General features: G+C 42.6%; 11 protein-coding genes. 10 read left to right on the top strand and 1 reads right to left on the bottom strand.

Features of this window, described 5'->3' with window-relative positions:
* Positions 1–20: 20 nt before the first annotated feature.
* The 5 genes from INQ51_RS15635 to INQ51_RS15615 all read left to right on the top strand — a co-directional run bounded on the left by INQ51_RS15635 (position 21) and on the right by INQ51_RS15615 (position 4,919).
* Positions 21–1,814 carry an alpha-L-fucosidase gene (locus INQ51_RS15635; RefSeq protein ID WP_233378890.1) on the top strand — a complete coding sequence of 598 codons (1,794 nt, stop codon included), beginning with the start codon at positions 21–23 and terminating at the stop codon, positions 1,812–1,814.
* An 821-nt stretch (positions 1,815–2,635) separates the two neighbouring features.
* Complete coding sequence (locus INQ51_RS15630; protein WP_233378889.1) at positions 2,636–3,085, top strand: potassium channel family protein; 450 nt, start codon at positions 2,636–2,638, stop codon at positions 3,083–3,085.
* Between the two features lie 93 nt (positions 3,086–3,178).
* Positions 3,179–4,000: a 3-deoxy-8-phosphooctulonate synthase gene (kdsA, locus tag INQ51_RS15625; protein ID WP_233378888.1), complete on the top strand. Its 822-nt coding sequence runs from the start codon at positions 3,179–3,181 to the stop codon at positions 3,998–4,000.
* Positions 4,001–4,020: 20 nt separating this feature from the next.
* Positions 4,021–4,500 (top strand): DinB family protein, encoded by a 480-nt coding sequence (locus tag INQ51_RS15620; RefSeq protein WP_233378887.1) that lies wholly within the window; start codon positions 4,021–4,023, stop codon positions 4,498–4,500.
* Positions 4,497–4,919, top strand: a complete 423-nt coding sequence (locus INQ51_RS15615) for a Dabb family protein (protein ID WP_233378886.1) — start codon at positions 4,497–4,499, stop codon at positions 4,917–4,919. Before INQ51_RS15620 ends, INQ51_RS15615 begins: the two co-directional genes overlap by 4 nt.
* Positions 4,920–4,930: 11 nt before the next feature.
* Here the strand turns inward: INQ51_RS15615 and INQ51_RS15610 are convergent, their stop codons facing one another.
* Positions 4,931–6,163: a nucleoside recognition domain-containing protein gene (locus tag INQ51_RS15610; RefSeq protein ID WP_233378885.1), complete on the bottom strand. Its 1,233-nt coding sequence runs from the start codon at positions 6,161–6,163 to the stop codon at positions 4,931–4,933.
* 273 nt (positions 6,164–6,436) lie between these two features.
* On the opposite strand from INQ51_RS15610, the gene INQ51_RS15605 reads away from it, so the two are divergent.
* The 5 genes from INQ51_RS15605 (at position 6,437) to INQ51_RS15585 (ending at position 14,482) form a co-directional block, all read left to right on the top strand.
* The gene (locus INQ51_RS15605) at positions 6,437–7,267 is read left to right on the top strand and encodes a hypothetical protein (protein ID WP_233378884.1); all 831 of its coding nucleotides are present in this window, start codon (positions 6,437–6,439) and stop codon (positions 7,265–7,267) included.
* Between the two features lie 265 nt (positions 7,268–7,532).
* The gene (locus tag INQ51_RS15600) at positions 7,533–8,075 is read left to right on the top strand and encodes an RNA polymerase sigma-70 factor (RefSeq protein ID WP_233378883.1); all 543 of its coding nucleotides are present in this window, start codon (positions 7,533–7,535) and stop codon (positions 8,073–8,075) included.
* Positions 8,076–8,200: 125 nt separating this feature from the next.
* Positions 8,201–9,181, top strand: coding sequence for a FecR family protein (locus tag INQ51_RS15595; protein WP_233378882.1), 981 nt, complete (start codon positions 8,201–8,203; stop codon positions 9,179–9,181).
* 160 nt (positions 9,182–9,341) lie between these two features.
* The gene (locus INQ51_RS15590; RefSeq protein WP_233378881.1) at positions 9,342–12,635 is read left to right on the top strand and encodes a TonB-dependent receptor; all 3,294 of its coding nucleotides are present in this window, start codon (positions 9,342–9,344) and stop codon (positions 12,633–12,635) included.
* 11 nt (positions 12,636–12,646) lie between these two features.
* The gene (locus INQ51_RS15585) at positions 12,647–14,482 is read left to right on the top strand and encodes a RagB/SusD family nutrient uptake outer membrane protein (protein ID WP_233378880.1); all 1,836 of its coding nucleotides are present in this window, start codon (positions 12,647–12,649) and stop codon (positions 14,480–14,482) included.
* The last annotated feature ends 2 nt before the right edge of the window (positions 14,483–14,484 follow it).

The raw sequence follows: 14,484 nt of genomic DNA, 5'->3' as shown, positions 1-14,484 counted from the left end.
AAACAATCAAACCAAAACCAATGAAAACCACTTTTATAACCGGACTACTATTTGTTTTTAGCCTTCAGCTTTTTGCACAAAAAGATACCAACGAACGTGCCCAATGGTTTACCGATACCCGATTTGGAATGTTTGTTCACTGGGGGCTTTACAGCGGTGCCGAAGGCTACTGGAAAGGAGAGAAACTAAGGCACGCCAACGATTATGCCGAATGGATTTATTACCGTAATCAGATCAACAGAGACGAATACCTGCAATTGCTCGATCGTTTCGACTGGGACAGCATTGATCCGGAAAAGTGGGTGATTCTGGCCAAAAATGCCGGGATGAAATACCTTACCATTACCGCCAAACACCACGATGGATTTGCGCTGTGGGACAGCCAGGTGAGTGAATATGACTTGGGAGATCATACCTCGCCCAAGCGAGACATCATTAAGGAAATGGCGGTGGCCTGTAAAAAACACGGCATTAAACTCGGGCTTTACTATTCTCACTGGGTAGACTGGGAACATCCCGGTGGTTGGGATCACAGCAAAGAAATTTACAACATCAGCGCAGAAGAGTACGACCGTTACTGGCAGGAAAAGGTGATACCGCAAGTACGCGAGTTACTTACCAACTACGGAGAAATTTCCCTGATTTGGTTCGACATGTGGATCAACCACTCGCAATCGATTATTACCAAAGAGCAACTGGTACAACTAAAAACCATGATCCGCGACCTTCAACCCACTTGTTTGGTCAATTCCCGACTTGGTTTATCCATGGAAGAAGATCCGGACATTGATTTTAAAACACTCGGCGACAATCAACTGGGTGACAAGAAAGAAGACTTTCCATGGCAATCGCCTGGTACGGTGGCACATTCGTGGGGATTTCATGCTTCTGATACACAATGGAAATCAACCTCATCGTTGCTAAAAGCCCTGATTGGGAATGCCAGCCTCAACGGCAATTTCATGCTCAACATTGGGCCACGCGCCAACGGAGATGTGCCGTTTGAGATTTCGCAGCGCCTGCTCGAAATGGGCGAATGGCTAAAAGTAAACGGAAAAGCGATTTATGGCACGCAGGCTTTTGATTTGAACAAGGATCAGCACGACTGGGGAAAGATCACCTGCAAACAGGAAGGCGATTTGTTCAAACTTTACCTGCACGTTTACAACTGGCCGCTGAACAAAAAGCTTTATTTGACCGGCGTAAGCGGAAATCCGGAGAAGGCCTATCTTTTGGCCGATAAAGACAAAGCATCGCTGAGCTTCTCTCACAACAGTATTTACACTGAAGTCTCGTTGCCCAACGATCAGCCCGATCCCTATGTTTCGGTGGTGGTACTCGAGTACAAACAGCGCCCGGCAGCGGTAGACGGCATTGTTGCCAAAACCGTTGATGGTGGTTATTCACTGCTTCCCGGGAACCAAAGTCCGAAGCCGGAAAATATTGAAATCGTGTCTCCGTCAGAATACGAAACCATACCCGCACATGTGCTTGTATCCAAATCCCAAACCTTCAAATGGAAAATATTCGTGGATAAAGCCGGAGAAAAAAGGGTGGATGCTTCCTACAGTTATCAGGGAAAAGAAGTTAAGGGGAAAATTACGATTCGCACCACTGAATCAACTCTGGAAGAAAACATACACCCCACCGGGTTAACAGTGGGTGAGCCCAACGAAAACTGGCACATTGACGCATACAAGTCGCACCGTTTGGGTAGCATTCATTTTCCGGAACCGGGCCTTTATGAAATAGAAATGCAAGTAGAACCAGGTGCAAATGAACCGCTAAATTTTCAGTGGATCTGGATAAAATAAGCCATTCAGAGAACAAGCCGGTTATCAACAATTGTTAATATCCTCGGTTGATTCAAGGTGAATATAAACCACTGTAAATCACTTGCTTTTTTCGCTTTTCGTTGTAAATTTGAAATATCAGGTGAGCGATAAATGACCGCCGGAAATTGTGGAAAAGGCAAAAGTTTCTTAGCTGAATCCGGAGCCAATTCGAACCATCCTTCGGGACGGCACAATGGAAAGCCGAAGTTTGAACAAGATAATCTGGAATGTCAAAGTTCAGGCAATCATCTGAGAGAATCTCCAGAAGTTCTTTCAAGATTGGGTCTCCAGGCAGAATGCCAAAAAAACCTCGGTTTTTTCAATGCAGCACTGCTCAGTACAACCGGGAAACCGAAGTTTACTGATGACACTGTACCAATCCGCAAGGAAGAAGACAGCCATACACTGTGAGACACTTCGTTCAGGAAGGTAAACGCGAATGCCGAATGAACTACCCAAAGGTTCAGCCGTAGAAAGCTAAACCGGCAGGTAAAGGGTCAGGGTTTGTTTGCAAAAACAAGCAGCGGCCAGTCGTAATAACCGTAGCCTGGCACCATAAACAACTCCGGTTGTTTGGAAGTGGATGGGAACTATTTGTCAAAGAATAGTTCCCATTTGTGTTTTTATACCCCCTATACCTTTAGATTCCAGATTACCCCCTCACTTTTTAGAGCAATCGCAAGGTTTCATCTCAGAAAATCACTAGTTTTAAATATCGAATAACCAATCCATTGCAACGATTAAACAAGCAATAACTGCGATCGATACTGGTTCACTAATGCAAACGAAACAAAACATGGATGTTTAAAATTATTATCATTGGTTTTCTGATTGTGGCTCTCAATGTGGTGATCCAGGCGGCTGCCAGTATGTTTTGGCTGCGTAAAACCAAACAAATAATTTCGAAATGGAATAATAACTTATCCGGAATAAGATCGTTCAACCTTCTGATTTTCTCTTTTCTATACCTGACACTTTTGCATCTGACGCATGCGCTTACCTGGGCAATTTGCATTAAAATTCTTCCCAAAACCAATGTTGACTTCAGTAATTTTGGAGATATCTTTTACTACTCGATCGTGACCTTCACTACGCTTGGTTACGGCGATTTAACGATTAGCTCCGAGTGGAGGATGCTGTCGGGCTTTGAAGCCATCAATGGCATTATGCTGATCGGCTGGTCTACGGCACTCATGTATTCCCTCATTCAAAACATCTACAAAAGCACCAACCAGAGCCTTTCGGATTAGCAGCACAATTTCGCATTTCTTACAATGCAGTTCAGGAACAAATCAAACGCATTTGTAAATTTCTTGCTACTTTTGAGCACTAACATTTTAGATATGATTCCGACAATCAAACAACTCAAAAATACGGCCTCAGGTAATTTCTTTTTGATGGCCGGCCCCTGTGCTATTGAAGGCGAAGAAATGGCATTGGAAATCGCGGAGAAAATTGTAACCATCACGAACCAATTACAAATTCCCTACATTTTCAAAGGTTCCTACCGAAAAGCCAACCGTTCGCGCATTGATTCGTTTTCGGGTATTGGCGACGAAAAAGCCCTAAAAATCCTGAAAAAAGTAGCTGATACTTTTGACATTCCGGTGGTGACCGATATTCACAACGCTGAAGAAGCTGCCATGGCCGCCGAATACGTCGACGTGCTTCAAATCCCGGCATTTCTTTGCCGCCAGACCGACATATTGGTGGCAGCAGCCCAAACCGGAAAAGTGGTCAATATTAAAAAGGGACAGTTTCTTTCTGCTGCAGCGATGCAATTTGCGGTCAATAAAGTCATCGACAGCGGCAACAGCAACGTTGTACTTACAGAGCGCGGAACAACTTTCGGTTACCAGGACCTGGTGGTAGATTACCGGGGAATACCCGAAATGCAGGCCATGAATGTTCCGGTAGTGATGGACATCACCCATTCGCTGCAACAACCCAACCAATCAAGCGGAGTTACCGGAGGCAAACCCGAACTCATCGAAACAGTGGCTCGCGCAGCAATTGCAGTGGGTGTTGACGGCGTTTTTATTGAAACACACCCGAATCCGGCAATGGCAAAATCGGACGGCGCCAATATGCTGAGACTCGATTTACTTGAATCACTTCTGACCAGGTTAGTTGCCATTAGAAAAACGGTGAACGGTTTTAGATAAAAATCATTAAAACTTACTGTATGTTTGATCGAATCGCCAATGAATTGAACACCTTGCTCGTTGAATGGGAGAACAAACTAATTCTTCTGTCCGAAGAACAAGTTTCTGTACCCCGTAACGGACAAGGTCGAAACATCCGCCAGATCGTGGGACACATGGTCGATTCTGCCTCAAACAATACACACCGAATTGTTCATCTGCAATACAACGAAATACCGCTGATATTTCCGAATTATGCAACTCACGGAAACAACGACCGCTGGATATCGATTCAGAATTATGAAAATGAAAATTGGGAAAACCTCGTAAATCTCTGGAAATATTTGCACCTGCATATCATTCATGTCATTCAGCAGATCAATCCGGAGAAATTGCAGAATGAATGGGTGGCCGATAAAGATCAAAAAGTAAGCCTCCGGGATATGGTCGATGATTTTCCGAGACATTTCAGATTACATCTTTCAGAAATTGAAGAACTACTAAAACCTGATAAAAAATGAAAAGCAGAAGATCTTTTTTGAAAAAAGCAGTAGCTGGAGCAACATTGGCCGGACTGCTGCCTTTTGCCAAAACTTCCCGTGCCGGTGAAGTGAAAATTACAGGGGCATTGATTCACCACGTATTTTTCTGGTTAAAAGAACCGGCTAACAAAGCCCACAAAAAACAGTTGGTGGAAGCCTTGCAGGAGTTACTGAAAGTTGAAACCATAAAAATGAGCCATATCGGTTTCCCGGCAGGTACTGAAAGCCGCGACGTGGTAGACCATTCTTATTCTGTTTCGTACATGGTCATGTTCGACGACCAGGCAGGACAAGATGCCTACCAGGTTGATCCCATCCATCTTAAATTTGTGGAAAAAAACCAGCATTTATGGAACAAAGTGGTTGTTTACGACTCGCTGGATAAACCCATTAACTGAGCACTTTTCAATTAGTGAAAGAAAAGATAAGCCATTGATATGGCTGCAATAATTCCAACAAAGTCAGCGATTAACCCGCATACTACCGCGTAACGTGTATTCTTAATTCCCACAGAGCCAAAATACACAGCCAGGATGTAAAAAGTAGTATCGGTTGCTCCCTGCACAGTACTGGCAACACGGCCAACAAACGAATCGGCTCCATAGGTAGTCATGGCATCCACCATCATTCCGCGAGCGCCGCTTCCGCTTAATGGTTTCATCAGGGCGGTTGGCAAAGCTGCGGTAAAATCGGTGTTCAGTCCCAGTTGTTCAAAGCTCCAGGTAAACCCGGCTACCAGCCAGTCCATAGCGCCCGATGCCCGAAAAACACCAATAGCCACTAAAATAGCCACCAGGTAGGGTATAATTTTTACAGCGGTTTTGAACCCGTCTTTTGCACCGTCAATAAATGCCTCGTAGACATTTACTTTTCGGAACAAAGCCATCAGGATAAAAACCACGATCACCGAAAACAGAATAAAATTACTGGCAATGTTCGAAATATTGGTAATTGCATCCTTGTCGAGTGTTGAAAAATACCAGATTATGCCACCAATAATGGCCGTCAGTCCTCCCAGGTAGGCGAGCACAACCTTATCGAGCAAGTTGATTTTTTGATAAAGCGCCACAGCAATTAAACCGGCAATGGTAGAAAAATAGGTTGCCAGCAAAATAGGAATAAATATATCTGAAGGATTTACCGCTCCCAACTGAGCCCGGTAAACCATGATGCTAATCGGGAGTAAAGTTAACCCGGAGGTATTTAGCACCAGAAACATAATCTGGGCATTGGAAGCCGTGTTCTTGTGAGGATTGGTTGCCTGCATCTCTTTCATTGCCTGCAAGCCCATGGGAGTTGCGGCATTGTCGAGATTCAGCATATTGGCAGCAATGTTCATCATAATAGAACCGTGCGCCGGATGTTCCTTTCCCAATTCAGGGAAAAGCTTATTGAAAAAGGGACCGATCAACTTTGAGAATACATGCACAATTCCACCTTTCTCCCCTATTCTCATAATCCCCATCCAAAGCGTCAGCACACCTGTTAAACCTAGGGAAATTTCGAATCCTGTCTTGGCCATGTCAAACGTAGCGTTCACCATTTCGGTAAAAACTGCCGTATCTCCCAGAAATACCAGGCGGGCCAAACCAATCACAAATGCAGCTAAAAAAAAGAAAATAAAGAGGTAGTTTAAAGCCATACAGTCTATTGTAATTTTTCAGACATTGCAAACGGGTTTGAAGACTTATCTCTTCCCGTAATTCATCGTAAAAATAGAAATCTATTATTCATTAAGCAAAGAATTACTTTTCCACACACCTATTTTACCGAATTGGAGTTTCAACGTGATTTAAAAAAGCCGTAGGAAAACAATGGATTAAATCAATGATTTTCAACTACTGAGAAAAAATCAGGATTGTTTTGAAGAGTCCTGAAATCTGGCTATCATTATAACAGATTCAATCCTAACTTTATGAAAACAGTACTTTACTGGCTGATTGCAGTTGTTATCACACTAAGCGCAATGGCTTACCAACGCACCACGGGTCCAACCAAAGACAAACGGGTAAAAATTACCATCGAAAACAAGGAATATAAACTACGCCTCACCCGCAGTCACGGAGGTGAAAGCGACTGCAAAATTCAATTGCTGTTAGAGGATGAAAACATTGGCGGAACCATCTTTTTTAAACCTTTCCCCTCGAAAAACGAGTGGACCGAACAGGGACTGACGCGTGAAGGCACATACCTTGTTGCCACTTTACCGCATTTGCCGCCGGCAGGAAAATACGAATACAAGATTACACTGACCAAAGGAGACCAAAGTTTTCGGCTAAATGACGGAATGCCGGTGATCATACGGTTTAAAGGCCATGTTCCGGCTGGAATTCTTGTCCCTCACATTTTCGTTATGTTCTTTGCGATGTTTCTGGGCAACCTGGCTGGAACGATGGCACTATTTAAACACAAACGGTTTAAATTCTACACCACACTTATGCTTATTACCCTTTTTATTGGCGGAATGATTTTGGGTCCACTGGTGCAGTTGTATGCATTTGGAGAAGCCTGGGCCGGAATCCCCTTTGCCTGGGACCTCACCGACAACAAAACGTTGGTGGCCTTTCTCTTTTGGATACTCGCTTTTGCGATGAATCGTAAGCAAGAGCGTCCGTTTTATACGGTTTTAGCCGCCGTGGTTATGTTACTTGTTTATTCAATTCCGCACAGCATGTATGGCTCAGAACTGGATCCCGAAACCGGTGAAATTATCCAGGGATGGATACAGTTGTTTGTTTATGTGTAATAATACCAAATCCTGTTTGGGGCATAAATAAAAACACCGTTTACAGCCAATAATATCGCAAGTAACCAGGACAAACAACCCGGTAAAAAGTTAAATTATCAAACAAAACTAGGTTAGTAACATTTCATTTATTTCGGCCCGGGTTAGATATATTCTTCTATTTTTGCTTGTGAGAGTAAAACACAAAACGTTAAAACTAATTCATCTTTCTTCAATTTAGTAAGAGCTACTATAACCAGTTTAGAGAAAGATTACAGCCTAAAAAATGGAGACGAAAGAGAGGTTAATGCTGACAAAAGAACAGTATGGCACTTTTTTCAAAAAGAATTATCATACAGCATGCCTTGTTGCCTTACGCTACATCCCCGACATTGATCGTGCCGAAGATATGGTTCAGGATGTGTTTGTGGCCTTGTGGGAAAAACGCAAAGAACTTCAGATAGAACGCAATTTAAAAAGCTACCTGCTTTCGACTGTAAAAAACCATGCAATAAACCGGATACAACGTGATAAGACCAACACCGTTTCACTTTCAAAACTAGAGATTGATTTAGAAGAAAGTGAATCGGAAGAATTTGAGAAAGAAGAATTATCAGTAAAACTCGCGGAAGCTATAAAAACACTGCCCCCAGCCTGTCATAACATTTTCTCACTGGCTTATAAAGAGAATTTCACCTACCAACAAATTGCCGACGAACTCAACCTATCTAAAAATACCGTAAAAACCCAGATGGGAATTGCCTACCGTCAACTCCGCGACAAACTCCGTCAGTCGCTTATCGTTTTAATGCAAATCTTTCAAAAATAGTATTGTTTGCATTTTCACGAAAAGGAAGTTTTACCAACGTCAATCGGCAATCTTTCGATCGATTGTAAATTCTTTTAAATTTTTCTTCACCCTGTTTAATCCAAAATGTGTCTTAAATAACAAAGATGAAAAGTAAAAGCGAAAATAAATTAGATGATTTGGTTTCCTTTTTCCATGAGGGAGAAAGAGAAGATCTACAAGAAGAAGACTATTACGGAAAGGAGTTTAAGTCTGTAGAAAAAATCTACAGTCTAAGGGAAAAGGTCACCCTGCTCGCGAAGCTAAAACCGGCGGAAAGCGCCTGGGCAGAAACAGAGGATCGGATGATAGAAAAAAAGCAGAATCTTATCGTTCAAAAGTTCCTTCGTTTTCCTTATGTAGCCGCCCTTTTTATACTTGCATTACTGGGAGGGGCTTTGGGAGTAGTAACTTATTTGTCCCCTACTTCCGACGAACAGGTACTCCTTACAGAGATTGTTTCGGGCACCGGTGAAATGAAGCAAGTAGAATTGCCTGATGGAACAAATGCCTGGCTGGGCTCAAATTCCATATTAAAATACAATAATAAATTTGGTGAGAGAAATAGGTTTGTAAAACTAGATGGGGAGGCGATGTTTGATGTTACTTCAAATGACAAACTCCCCTTTTTAGTAAACATACAAAAGGCCTCAATAAAAGTACATGGAACAAAGTTCGTAGTCACCAGTTACGCCCAAGGCAATAAAAACGATGTAGTACTGCTGGAAGGGAAAGTAGAATACCTGCGCCAAGAGCATTCCAGTTTTATGATCCCCGGAGAAAGTCTTTCTGACAATCTGCTTACAGATAAAATTACCCAAAAGAAGGTTGAACTGGATAGTTACAATCAATGGAAAGAAGGTAAAGTCTTCCTTGACAACAATAGCCTAGGCTACCTGGTATTCCTGATGGAACAATGGTATGGGGAGAAATTTGTGTTCAACAGTAAAAACCTTAAAGAGTTAACCTTTACCGGGGTAATCAACAAAAATAAACCCTTGGATTATAACTTGAATATTATAGAACTAACCAATAAAGTAAAATTTGAAAAAAATGAGAATGAAATATCCATAATCGAACAAAATTAAAAACCGGGAATTATTGGACCAATTCCCGGCACATTAATTAATCTATGCTCTTGCGCGTTACTGAAAGAGCACAAATGTTTAACTAACTAAAATCAAATGTATGAAAAAAAAATTTCCCCTCCCTTGGAGCTGGATTGATGTGTCTAAAATTTTTCTCTTTATGCGATTAACGCTTTTTTTGGTTTTCTTAAATATTTTGGGAGTATGTGCCAAGGAAACCTACTCGCAAAGCTTCAGCTTTGAATACAAGAACACTTCCATCAGACAAGTATTGGAGAACATAAAGAAACAAAGTGATCTGGATTTCTTTTACAGTAACAATGATTTTGACACCAATACTAAAATTGACCTATCAATAAAGAATGGGACATTAAAAGAGGTACTGGATCAAATCTTTCTACCTGTCAATTTGCAATACAGACTGCTCGACAACACGGTAATTATCTCGAAATCCAATACTCCTGAATTACCGGCATCGCAACCGCAATCAAATGTTGTAAAAGGAAAGGTAACCGATTCCGAAGGACTCCCTCTTCCCGGGGTCACCATAACCATTGTTGGAACTACCCGGGGTGTAATAACCGACATTGACGGAAGCTATACAATTGAAGCAAATCCCAGCGACAAACTGGTCTTTTCATTTATTGGAATGGAAAGCAAAATCGTTAATGTGGGGAACCAAAGCACTATAGATATTGAGCTGGGTGCCCAAAATGAAGAGTTGGATGAAGTAACGATTGTAGCCTACGGAAAACAAAGAAAAGAAAGTGTGATTGGAGCGATCACTTCTATGTCTTCCGAAAACCTGCAAATACCTGTAAGTAAACTAAGTAATAGTTTGGCGGGTCAGCTCGCCGGGATCGTATCGATGCAAAGCTCCGGAGAACCTGGTTCCGGTTCTAATTTCTGGATTCGGGGAGTAAGTACCTTTGGAGCCAATAACCGCCCGCTGGTATTGGTGGATGGTGTTGAAAGATCGCTCGACCTTGTCGACCCGGAAGACATCCAGTCTTTCTCAATCCTGAAAGATGCAACAGCCACCGCCGTATACGGTGTTCGCGGTGCCAACGGAATTGTATTGATTACCACCAAAAGAGGACGCGAGACATCCAAACCGGTTATCAATGCAAAAGTAGAATATGGAACGCTGGCGCCTACCAGGCTGCCTAAATTAGCTACTGCCGAACAATGGATGGATTATTACAACGATATTTCATTTGATGCCTCCAGGCAGATTCCGTTTCCAGATCACATTAAGAAAAAATACCTGGATGGAAGTGATCCAGATTTATACCCCAATGTAGACTGGATGGATGAAATCTATAAAGACTTTACAACTAGCCAAAGGGTGAACCTGAACGTAACCGGAGGAGGGAAAGCGCTCCGTTATTTTGTGGCGGGATCTTACTACAACGAAAATGGGATATTCGACCCTAAAGCGACAAAAACATACGACCCTTCTGTTAACTACGACAAATTCAGTTTCCGTTCTAACCTGGATGTAAATCTTTCAAAAACAACAAGAGTAGCCTTAAGTTTATCGAACCAATACGAAAGAAAAAACAGGTTGGGGGTAGATATGGGAAGCATGTATAATATGCTACTGCAAACCCCTCCAATATCAATTCCCACAGAATATTCAGATGGAACACATGCCCAACCACTTGTGGGGCGGAACCCGTATTATTCATTGAACAGCACGGGCTACTCCAACGACTTTTGGAACAATTCACAGGCTCTTTTAGAGTTTTCTCAGGATTTGTCAGAGTTGGTAACCTCCGGACTAAATTTTAATTTCAAATTTTCGTGGGATGCTTACAACGGCTCAACACTTGACCTGCGTAAACATCCTGCCACCTATTATGCCACCGGAAGAGACGAAAACGGAAACTTGATTCTTCATAAAAATGAAGATGGAAGCGATTATTTGTCTCTTGCCCGATCGAACCGGGGAAACCGGACAACCAATCTCGAAACGTCGTTGAATTATGATAGGTCTTTTGGAGAAAAGCACCGGGTCGGGGGACTGTTTCTTTTCAGCATGCGCGAACATACCAATAATTTCCCCGGCGATTTTATTGCCGCTTTTCCATTCCGGAATATTGGGATTGCCGGAAGAGCTACCTATTCATACCTGGACACCTATTTTATTGAAGGAAACTTCGGCTACAACGGATCTGAAAATTTTGCTCCGGAAAACCGTTTTGGCTTCTTCCCATCCATTGCGTTAGGATATCTGGCAAGCAACGCTCCGTATTTCAAGGACATGTTCCCTTTCATCAACTTATTAAAAATCAAAGGTTCTTACGGAGAAATCGGAAATGACCAGATTGGAGGAAACAGAAGGTTTGCCTTTAACTCGGAGATGCAAAACACAGGAGGTTATCACTTCGGAACCACAGGCCAACAGTGGCGAGATGGTATTGCAACCGGACATCCCGGAAACCCCAACGTAGCCTGGGAGAGTGCCCGAAAAAGTAACATTGGGATAGAATTGGGATTATTTGAAAAAATCGAACTCCAGGCAGATGTTTTCTATGACAAAAGAGATGGAATTTACATTTTACAGGAAAGCGTTCCCTCCATCGTTGGAGTAAATGTTGCACAGTATGTGAATTTAGGAGAAATGGAAAACAGGGGTTTTGATGCATCTCTGCAGTATACTGAAACCTTTGATGAATTCACGATTCAGGGAAGAGCAAACTTTACCTTCAACCGCAACAAAAAGCTATACGATGACAAACCTACTCCGGTTTGGCCCTACCAGTCAGAAGTAGGAAAAGTTTACGGACAACAAACCGGGTTGATTGCCCTGGGCTTGTTTGAGTCGGAAGAAGATATAAAAAACAGTCCCGTACAAAAGTTTGGCGAAGTTCAGCCCGGCGATATCAAATACAAGGACATAAACGGAGATGGTATTGTTGACAGCTATGACTTTGTTGCAATTGGAAGATCACACATCCCTGAAATAAACTATGGCTTTGGTGTTTCAATGGGCTGGAAAGGACTTGACCTATCTCTGTTCTTCCAGGGAGTAGGAAATGTTACCAGAGTAATCAACGGTAGCCCGGTAGTAGGCCCTTCCGGAAGTATCTTGGTTAATGGTCAAATTTATTCTGATCTGGCTGACAACAGGTGGACCACAGAAAATCCGGATCCGAATGCCAAGTACCCCCGACTTACTTTGGCCTACAACGAAAACAATGTGCATCACTCCACTTTTTTTCTCCGCGACATGAGCTTTCTAAGACTCAAACAAGGAGAATTGGGTTATACTCTTCCTAAAAGCATTACCAATAAGGTAAAACTGTCTACCGTAAGAGTTTACCTACAGGGCGTGAATCTACTAACTTTCAGCAAGTTCAAATTATGGGATCCGGAACTGGGCACAAACTGGGGGAATATTTATCCTCATATGAGAACCGTTAACCTTGGACTAAATATTAAAATCTAAAAGGAATCGCAATGAAAATAATCAAAATAAGTCTGCTATTTTTCTTTGGTATATTTATTATTTCCTGTAGCAGCTACCTCGATGTTGAACTTCAAAACCAGATGACACTCGAAGAAGTTTTTGACAAACGGCAAACAACGGAAGCATATCTGGCTCAAATATATGGTTATTTGCCAAGCGATCAAGATCTTGTCTATGGAGATGGAACTGTTGTTCCAAGAAGTGATGAAGCTCTATTCTCATGGTTGTCGGGTGTGGCCTGGCTCAACTTCAACAATGGTTCCTGGGGACCAACAAGTAGTGCCTATCAAACCTGGGAACACGATTATACCGGCATTAACCAGGCAACTATTTTTATCAACAATGTTGACCGCAATACCGAAATGGATCAGCAGTCCATTGATATCATGAAAGCAGAAGCGCGTTTTTTAAGGGCGTACTTCTATTTCACACTGTTGCGCAAGTACGGACCTGTATATGTTTGGGGCGACCAGCAATCTGACATTACAATAAGAGCAGAAGAAGTAGACCGGCATTCCTTGCAGGAGAATTTGGATTTCATTCTTTCGGAATTCGATAAGAGTATTGAGGTACTACCCGCGACCATAACAGACGATGCATGGGCGGGACGGGTGACCAAAGGGGTCGCAATGGCCGCAAAATCTCGTCTAACGGTATACGCCGCACGTCCCTTGTTTAACGGGGCCGAACTCTACAAAGGCATGAAGAACTATTACGGCGAATTTCTGTTTCCACAATCATCGGATTTAAATAAATGGGAAGACGCAGCAAAGGCGGCTAAAGCAGTAATCGATCTAAACCAATACTCTTTGTATGAAAACACAACAGAAAGCGATCCTTTTAGAAAAGCAATTAAATCCTACATGGGAATTTATTTCGATTTCTGGAACGACGAAGTCATTTGGGGAAGATGGTACTCAAATGCTTTTAGCTTTGTTGTAAGAACAGCTCCTCCACGGGCGGTAAAAACAGGTTACGGTGGCTATAGCCCTTCGCTAAAACTGGTAGATACATATCCGATGGCCGAATCAGGACGCTACCCGGTAACCGGCTATTCCAGCAATGGTGAACCAATTATTGACCCTCTTTCCGGGTACAGCGACGAAGGTTTTACAAATTCATACATACACCCGCTTGATAACTGGGCTCCTATCAAAGCACACAACAGTTGCGTGGGAAGAGATGCACGCTTTTATGCATCGGTGCTTGCAAACGGAATGAACTGGGTGAACAGGTACAAAGGCGATAAAGTGATTACTTTTTTTGCAGGAGGTACTTCATCTTATCAACAATCAGGTGACTGTGTGAAAACCGGTTATTTGTGGCGCAGAATGAGTGACCCGTCCAATAATATTGAAGATAATAAGTGGGGGCAATTTTGCTGGCCTTATTTTCGCTTAGCCGAAATTTATCTGAACTATGCAGAGGCATGCAATGAAAAGCCTAGCCGAAACGAACAGGAAGCTCTGCTGTACATAAATAAAGTGAGGGAACGCAGTGGCCTGAACAAACTTGAAAAAGCATACCCTGAAGTAATTGGAGACAAAGAGCTGATGCGTGAGTTGATTCAGAAGGAACGCATGGTTGAAATGGCTTTTGAAGGACACCGGTATTACGACATCAGAACCTGGATGATTGCAGAAGAAGAGTTCTCGGGACCAAACTACACCCGTAACCTGCAAGCAACCAATTACGAGGATTCATGGACGCGAACAGACAAAATTTTCCCGGGAGAAATGGTATTTGAACCGAAACATTACTTCTTCCCAATTCACCAGACTCAATTGAGCGAGATGAAAAATATTACGCAGAACTATGGATGGTAAAA

The sequence above is a fragment of the Maribellus sp. CM-23 genome, assembly GCF_021354595.1.
GTDB lineage: Bacteria > Bacteroidota > Bacteroidia > Bacteroidales > Prolixibacteraceae > Draconibacterium.
This window is presented reverse-complemented; position numbering and strand designations above follow the sequence as displayed.

Bases quoted from the DNA above. Each gene is read 5' to 3' on its own strand.
- INQ51_RS15610 (WP_233378885.1), bottom strand. From the start codon at position 6,163: ATGGCTTTAAACTACCTCTTTATTTTCTTTTTTTTAGCTGCATTTGTG.
- INQ51_RS15630 (WP_233378889.1), top strand. From the start codon at position 2,636: ATGTTTAAAATTATTATCATTGGTTTTCTGATTGTGGCTCTCAATGTG.
- INQ51_RS15595 (WP_233378882.1), top strand. From the start codon at position 8,201: ATGAAAAGTAAAAGCGAAAATAAATTAGATGATTTGGTTTCCTTTTTC.
- INQ51_RS15590 (WP_233378881.1), top strand. From the start codon at position 9,342: ATGCGATTAACGCTTTTTTTGGTTTTCTTAAATATTTTGGGAGTATGT.
- INQ51_RS15600 (WP_233378883.1), top strand. From the start codon at position 7,533: ATGGAGACGAAAGAGAGGTTAATGCTGACAAAAGAACAGTATGGCACT.
- INQ51_RS15605 (WP_233378884.1), top strand. From the start codon at position 6,437: ATGAAAACAGTACTTTACTGGCTGATTGCAGTTGTTATCACACTAAGC.
- INQ51_RS15620 (WP_233378887.1), top strand. From the start codon at position 4,021: ATGTTTGATCGAATCGCCAATGAATTGAACACCTTGCTCGTTGAATGG.
- INQ51_RS15585 (WP_233378880.1), top strand. From the start codon at position 12,647: ATGAAAATAATCAAAATAAGTCTGCTATTTTTCTTTGGTATATTTATT.
- INQ51_RS15615 (WP_233378886.1), top strand. From the start codon at position 4,497: ATGAAAAGCAGAAGATCTTTTTTGAAAAAAGCAGTAGCTGGAGCAACA.
- kdsA (WP_233378888.1), top strand. From the start codon at position 3,179: ATGATTCCGACAATCAAACAACTCAAAAATACGGCCTCAGGTAATTTC.
- INQ51_RS15635 (WP_233378890.1), top strand. From the start codon at position 21: ATGAAAACCACTTTTATAACCGGACTACTATTTGTTTTTAGCCTTCAG.